Origin of the sequence: Clostridium sp. (assembly GCF_036569345.1) — a bacterium.
Taxonomy (GTDB): domain Bacteria; phylum Bacillota; class Clostridia; order Clostridiales; family Clostridiaceae; genus Clostridium_AD.
On record NZ_DATCQT010000158.1, the window covers coordinates 1 to 6,146 of the forward strand.

General features: G+C 30.1%; 6 protein-coding genes and 1 pseudogene. 5 read left to right on the forward strand and 2 right to left on the reverse strand.

Features of this window, described 5'->3' with window-relative positions; translation table 11 throughout:
* The first annotated feature begins 191 nt into the window (after positions 1–191).
* Together VIM70_RS15870 and VIM70_RS15875 are read left to right on the forward strand one after the other, a co-directional pair.
* A pseudogene (locus tag VIM70_RS15870) lies at positions 192–827 on the forward strand (FMN-dependent NADH-azoreductase).
* A 979-nt stretch (positions 828–1,806) separates the two neighbouring features.
* Positions 1,807–2,235, forward strand: a complete 429-nt coding sequence (locus tag VIM70_RS15875) for a hypothetical protein (RefSeq protein WP_331946752.1) — start codon at positions 1,807–1,809, stop codon at positions 2,233–2,235.
* A 498-nt stretch (positions 2,236–2,733) separates the two neighbouring features.
* Here the strand turns inward: VIM70_RS15875 and VIM70_RS15880 are convergent, their stop codons facing one another.
* Positions 2,734–3,285 (reverse strand): nitroreductase family protein, encoded by a 552-nt coding sequence (locus VIM70_RS15880; RefSeq protein WP_331946753.1) that lies wholly within the window; start codon positions 3,283–3,285, stop codon positions 2,734–2,736.
* A 304-nt stretch (positions 3,286–3,589) separates the two neighbouring features.
* Between VIM70_RS15880 and VIM70_RS15885 the strand changes: the two genes are divergently transcribed.
* On the forward strand, positions 3,590–3,763 hold the full coding sequence (locus VIM70_RS15885) for a pyridoxamine 5'-phosphate oxidase family protein (protein WP_331946754.1): 174 nt from the start codon (positions 3,590–3,592) through the stop codon (positions 3,761–3,763).
* 151 nt (positions 3,764–3,914) lie between these two features.
* Here the strand turns inward: VIM70_RS15885 and VIM70_RS15890 are convergent, their stop codons facing one another.
* Positions 3,915–4,088, reverse strand: a complete 174-nt coding sequence (locus VIM70_RS15890; RefSeq protein ID WP_331946755.1) for a hypothetical protein — start codon at positions 4,086–4,088, stop codon at positions 3,915–3,917.
* A 291-nt stretch (positions 4,089–4,379) separates the two neighbouring features.
* On the opposite strand from VIM70_RS15890, the gene istA reads away from it, so the two are divergent.
* Entirely contained in the window at positions 4,380–5,861 is a 1,482-nt protein-coding gene (gene istA / locus VIM70_RS15895; protein ID WP_331946756.1) for an IS21 family transposase, read from the forward strand.
* A partial coding sequence (locus VIM70_RS15900) for an ATP-binding protein (RefSeq protein WP_331946757.1) occupies positions 5,861–6,146 on the forward strand: 286 nt, incomplete at its 3' end. The genes istA and VIM70_RS15900, both read left to right, overlap by 1 nt.

A 6,146-nucleotide genomic window follows, 5' to 3' on the forward strand; every position in this document is an offset into this window, starting at 1 on the left:
GATACTTACATATGCCCCAAATAACTATTTAAATGCATATATTGGTGTCTAATTGTGAATATATACTACTTCTATAATTTTATAATATTACATAAGGTAAGTAAGTATATACTTACCTTACAAAAAATGAAATGAACACAACGGTTAGATTTTTAAAAAATATATCAGACAATGAAAAGGGGAATGTGCAAATGTCAAAACTTTTATATATCACCGCAAATCCAAAGACTAAGGAGAATTCTTTTAGTTTATCTGTTGGCAATAATTTTTTAGAAACCTATAAAAAGTCTAATCCGCAGGATGAAATTACAGCTTTAGACTTATATAAAACAGAGGTTCCACTAATTGATGATGTAGTGTTCAGTGCATGGGGAAAATTTGCAAAAGGTGTTACATTTAATCAACTAACTTCGAAAGAACAGAATAAAGTAGCAGTAATGAATAATTTATTAGAACAATTTTTAGCTGCTGACAAATATGTGTTTGTTACTCCAATGTGGAATTTTACAATACCCCCAAAAATGAAAGCATATCTAGATAATATATGTATAGTAAATAAGACATTTAAATACACATAAAACGGACCTGTTGGACTTTTACCTGACAAAAAAGCAGTTCATATTCAGGCTAGAGGTGGAGTGTATTCTAGTGGGCCTATGGCAGAGTTTGAATTGGGGGATAGATATTTAAACACAATACTAGGTTTTATTGGAATTACACAAAAGCAATCTATTTTTGTAGAAGGGATGAATGCAACTCCAGACAAAGCAGATGATATAAAGGCAATTGCAATAAGTAAAGCAATAGAAGTGGCAAAGAAATTTTAATATAAGATTTATAATGTTAATACTTATGAATAATGATAAAAAGGTGCTAGTTTCTAGCATCTTTTTATCATTCCTATTGAACACTTGTTGTAAAAGTAATTATAGTTAAATGTCGTGAAATCATAATTTCATTATATTTATTTACGTAATGGCACACCCTATTGAGCTATCGTATAAAGGTACCCTTATGAGTTTTTTTATAAAACTTAATATCATTAATTAACATAGTATAAAGATAAACCTAGTTATACAATACGATGCCTTATGTTAAACTAATATTAGCTATTACAATTTATTTATTGAAATAACACTAGTGCTTTCAATGCTTTACTCCAGTTATACAGAATATATATTGTGTTAAACAAATGCCCTAAGATACCAAATCAGATATACCCGTGTCTTGGCTTCTCTTACTCAACTTTCATAAACTTTATTATCATTGCTATTTTGTTAAAGTGAAGGTAATATATTATTAACCTATTATTGGGGTTAGTTTTAAAAGCAAAGGTGATTTGGATTCCACTTCCTGCCTTTGCATTTTTTATTTGTAGGTATTACTAACCCTATTCAATATAATTTTCGTTATGTTGTATGCCTTTAGAATCTAATCTTTAAGAGCGCCCTTTCCAATTACAAATTTGGGTTCCTAATCGTTTATTCTACATCGCCTTGGTCCTCTTTTATCTCGATAGGTTTATTGATAATGAATTTCCCACAATCTTCACACATATACGTCCTAATCATTGGCTAAATTTCAGATAATATCGAATTAGTGATTTGCCTATTCCACCTTTTCGGGGGAATGGGCAAAAATACCCTTATTGCGATTGTAAATCATATAAATATATTTGGGTTAGGGCTTACAACCCCGAAGTGCAAAATATTGAGAAACAAATGGCTTAATTTCAACGTTTAAGAAGATTGTTTATTTATGAATAAACAATCTTTTTATGCAGATAATACTTATGAGGTGATATTAATGAATAGTAATATTGAATTTTTAAACTATATCTATCAAAATTCTGAAATGGGTAAAAGTACAATTAGTGAATTAATTAGTATTGTAGAAGATGAACTCTTAAAAAAAAATTTAGAATTACAACTAAAAGAATATACTGAGATATTTGACATATCAAGTAATAAAATTGAACAGGCAAAAGAAAAATCTAAAGGCATAAGCAGTCTAACTAAATTAACTTCTTACATAATGATTAACATTAAAACATTAACAAACAAAACACCATCTCATATTTCTCAAATGTTAATTCAGGGAAGTACAATGGGAATTATTGACGTTACAAAAAGGCTTAAAGAATATAAAGATGCTGATCAAAACATAAAAGATATAGCAAACAGATTGCTAAAATTTGAGCAACAAAATGTTGAAGAAATGAAAAAGTTTTTATAAAACAGCAAGGCACAGTTATGTTCTTTATACCCCTATTAAGTATATACTCGTCTGTAGTACCCTCTTCAAAATAAAACCGTAACAATGTACTAGGTTCATTTTCTAAGCTCAACAACGACCTAACTCCATATTATTATCTAGGATATAGATATAATATCTTGACTACTAATCCTATTATTTTGATAGGATTAATAATTTTTTACAGATTGTTATTAGTCTTGGTATGTAATCATAACATTGATATGATAAGATAAACACATTAAAGGGTTCGCTGTATTAATCAAAATAGTCTAGAGCTTAGAGTATTTTTCCGCTAAAAAAGATGCCTGCAACCCATGTATATAAGTATTTATATACAGTTTAACTTTGATTCAAATAAATGATCATTAAAAAAAGCAGAGCCAAAGGACTCTACCGTGAATATTCTAGTTATAGGTATTGTGTTACTTTCACTGTTTATAAGTTATGCAACACTTTAAAAAATTATTTAAATACAATTTATCTTTTATTCTCACTATAGGCATTATCCCAAGTGTTTGAAAATACAAAATCTTTTACCTCTTTTTTATCATAATGGTCTTTACTTTCTGCAATCTCTCCAATAGGAGTTATGGCAACTACTTTGTAGTTTTGAGGGATGGATAATGTTTTCTTAATAATTTCCTCATTAATTGCCCCAATCCAACAAGTTCCATAACCTTCATTAGTAGCTGATAAAACAAAATGTTCCATAGCTATTGCACTATCTACTAAATAATATTCTTTGTTTTCTACTTCTCCAGACGCGTTGGGATCTGCTACTATAACCGCTGTCATTGGTGCGTCTATTATTGACTGCGCCGCAGTATTATCCTTATTCATTATAGACTTAGAAATTTGTTCTAATTCCTTTTTTTCATCAACCAAAATAAATTTGTACGAAGTATTATTTTTCCATGATGGTGACATCATAGCTGCATTAATCATTCTAGCTAATTTTTCTGCATTTATAGGCGTATTCTTAAACTTCTTAATACCTTTTCTACCTTTTACTACATCATAAAATTCCATATAACACACTCCTTCATTTTATTTTGTGTAATTATTAGAGAAATAATGCAGTTATTTTCGAATGATTTTATTTCTAAATTGTTTTCCATAAATATGTGCATTCATCAATCTTTAAAATGTAGACAGTAGGGGGTATATTATCATAGAAACTGCACAGCAAAAATTTCATATGTAAGTAACGTCACTTTATTTGCACATTCAAGAATAGAAGTTGCTCCTTCATATAAGCTCATAGCAAACGATCTATTAATAAATAAATTAAATTGCATTGTTGCTGTACCAATTATTATTACCTGCTGCTGGAATGATAAAAACCCAAAAGAACATAGAACAAAATGATAAAATTAAAGTTACATTAGGCAGTAAAGAGATTATGATATACAACTCATTGGTAACTGGTTTCTTAATCGAGGGAACTGCAAGATTCGTTAAATCAGGTTCAGAATTTGATATGATGAAAGAAAAATTTTTTTTCTAAATAGAGTTTTTTTACATCTGCAAAACAAACACTTTAGAAACTATATTATAGAAAACTTCTATTGATTTTTTAAGAAATAAGCAATAGATCTAATGTGGGTAACAGAGAATATCTACAAGGCATGATTTTCATGCCTTATAGATATTTATTTTTAGAACATATTCATTTCATCCTTCATAATAGCTTCATTAGCTTCATTAACTAGATCAGTGCTTGATTGTCCTATTACTTTTGATTCAGCATCATTAGCGATTGTATTCATACCACTATCATAGTTTGAAATACCAGTGCTTTTTTTTGTTTTTTCTAAATTATTTTTATCCATAGTTATTCTCCTTTTCAATATACAAATTTACTGTATTTATTCAATGCATTAATAGTGTATCCATTATATTAAAAAACATAGTTAATAAAAATTGGTGTATTTATATGCATATTCTCAATTAGACAAATAAGTGTATAAATAACTTTATTTAATAAAACAATACCTAAGAGGTGTGTGAATGATATTATATAAGTGTACCACTTGAAGCTATTTTGATATTGAATTAGTTTACCATCTAACATTAAATTCCTGTAAAATGGTAGTAACTATCTTACAGGGAGGATGAAAGGTGTGAAGGTTGAAGTGGACATGTATAAAAATCTACGCCAAAGTTATATCGATGGCGAATCCCAGCGTCAAATTGCAAAAAGATTAGGAATCTCAAGGCAGACAGTAAAAAAATACTGTGAAGGTAAAGCACATCCAGATGTACGAAAGTCTTATGAAAGGCTCCCGGATACAATTACACCGGAGGTAAAGCACTTTATCCTAGATTGCTTTCGGATTGATAAGGAAGAACATCTTAAAAAGCAAAAACACTCAGCAAAACGAATCTATGATCGTTTAGTTGCTGAAAAAAATTTCTTAGGTGCAGAATCTACGATTCGTAAAGCTGTAAAAGAATTTAAGGAAGACCAAACAATCCCACCACAAGCCATTATGCCTCTTTCTTATGAACCTGGTGAAGCAATTCAAATTGATTGGGGTGAAGTTACAGTTTATATAAACGGTGAAAAAACTAAGCTGCATACCTTCTGTGGAAGGCTCTGCTATAGCTGTGATATATTTGTTCAAATATTTAAATCAGCTAATGAAGAAGCTTTTTTAGAAGCACAACAACTTATGTTTAATTTCTTTGGTGGCATTCCTAAAAGAATCATCTTTGATAACGCCAAAGTTGCCGTAAAAGAAGGATTTGGTATTTATGCAAAACCTCAAAATAAATATCGCTCTTTCAGTGCTCACTATGCTTTTGATCTGGATTTCTGCAATCCAGCAAAAGGAAATGAAAAAAGCTTAGTCGAAAATCTGGTAGGATACTCAAGAAGAAACTTTCTTGTTCCTGTCCCAAGGATATCCAGTATTGACGAATTAAATCAGAAGCTTTGGAATGATTGTTTAAAATATCGTGCAACCCATAAAGTTCAAAATAGAAATAATTCAGTAAATATCATGTATCAAGAGGAACTGCGTTGCTTAAATACCATTCCGATGTTTCAATTTGATACAAGTAAAACAGTAGTTACTTGTGTTGATGATTACTCCACTGTTCGTTATGAAAAGAATTATTATTCAGTACCGGTCAAGTATTTAAGAAAAGATGTTACAATAAAAGGCTACGGTAATTATATCAGTATTCTGTACCAAAACACGGAGATAGCAAATTACATACGTTGTTACTTCTCAGGCAAAACCGAGTATAGGTTGGAGCATTACATTGATCTACTAGAACGAAAACCACGGTCAGTATTCAATTCAAAACCAGTAAAAACAAACGTTACAGAATCTCTCTTAAACTGGGGTAAACAATTACCTGGCGGTAATAAAGAAATGGTCAAACTGCTTCGATTATGTGTTGATTATGGAGAAGAACAAATTTTAAATATTAAGAATTCAATTCCTAGTCATATAGTGCCTACTGTTGATATGGTAAGAACCCACTTAAATGAACCAACTGAGTCACCAGTTATCTATCTCTCTAGTAAGGAAGTAACAATAGAACCTGTTGACCTTACAGAATACGATAAAAAATACGGAATGGCGGTGAAATAATGAAAAGCCTAAGTTTAAATACTGAAACTATTGCATTATATTCAAAACAGTTAAAAACACCTTCTTTTAATCGTTATGATGACATTATACGTCAATTGGACCATGATAAAAGTTATGAACAATTCTTAATTGATCTGCTAAAACTAGAAAGTGCCTCAAGAATGGAAAGTAGCCAAAAACGTAGAATCAATGCAGCTAAATTTCCATATATAAAAACATTCGATGAAATGGATCTTAGTCGTTATGAACATGTATCTGAGGCTACATTTCATGATTTAGCCAGCT

What these genes read in the sequence shown, in the direction of transcription:
- VIM70_RS15890 (WP_331946755.1), bottom strand. Translation starts at nt 4,088, where the DNA reads ATGGATAAAAATAATTTAGAAAAAACAAAAAAAAGCACTGGTATTTCA.
- VIM70_RS15885 (WP_331946754.1), top strand. Translation starts at nt 3,590, where the DNA reads ATGATAAAAACCCAAAAGAACATAGAACAAAATGATAAAATTAAAGTT.
- VIM70_RS15880 (WP_331946753.1), bottom strand. Translation starts at nt 3,285, where the DNA reads ATGGAATTTTATGATGTAGTAAAAGGTAGAAAAGGTATTAAGAAGTTT.
- VIM70_RS15875 (WP_331946752.1), top strand. Translation starts at nt 1,807, where the DNA reads ATGAATAGTAATATTGAATTTTTAAACTATATCTATCAAAATTCTGAA.